The organism is Denitrificimonas halotolerans, from assembly GCF_034259425.1.
GTDB lineage: Bacteria > Pseudomonadota > Gammaproteobacteria > Pseudomonadales > Pseudomonadaceae > Denitrificimonas > Denitrificimonas halotolerans.
The window spans coordinates 1-492 of sequence record NZ_JAXIVU010000049.1; the positions used below are offsets into that span (position 1 = coordinate 1).

A 492-nucleotide genomic window follows, 5' to 3' on the forward strand; every position below is an offset into this window, starting at 1 on the left:
CATCGAGGTGTTTTATAATCGCCGTCGCAGACATAGTCATTTAGGCCAGTTATCACCGGCGGATTATGAAGAAAGAGAACGTCTCAACGAGGCAGCTGAGTGTCTATGAAACTGTGGGAAGTCCAGAGCCCTGCTCAATACAGAGCTCAGTACCTAAGTAAAAGCGTGGCTTAAGAGTCCAAGAAAAGGGGTTCACTCCACATACGCCACTGCTAAATCGCATGGCTCGCAGCGTCAATTTCGTTTGGAACTTTGTTCATGAATTAAGTCAACGCTCGATTAAAGAGCGTGGTGTGTTTTTGTCTGCTTTTGATATGCACCCTTACACTAAGGGCGTGGGTAAATAGCTGGGCTTGTACAGTCAGACCTTACAGTGCATTGCAGGTGAGTATGTCACACGCCGCAAGCAGTTTAAGAAGGTGCGGCTGAACTGGCGCAAATCAGGCGGTGTACGCCGCTCACTGGGCTGGATACCCGTCAATACAGGTGCGG

1 protein-coding gene is annotated in these 492 nt (G+C 49.2%); it reads left to right on the top strand.

Annotation, left to right across the window (positions count from 1 at the left end; genetic code table 11):
* The first annotated feature begins 221 nt into the window (after positions 1–221).
* Positions 222–347, top strand: coding sequence for a hypothetical protein (locus tag TOI97_RS13215; protein ID WP_321554587.1), 126 nt, complete (start codon positions 222–224; stop codon positions 345–347).
* Positions 348–492: the final 145 nt, after the last annotated feature.

Coding starts and splice junctions, on each gene's coding strand:
- TOI97_RS13215 (WP_321554587.1), top strand. CDS start 222: ATGGCTCGCAGCGTCAATTTCGTTTGGAACTTTGTTCATGAATTAAGT.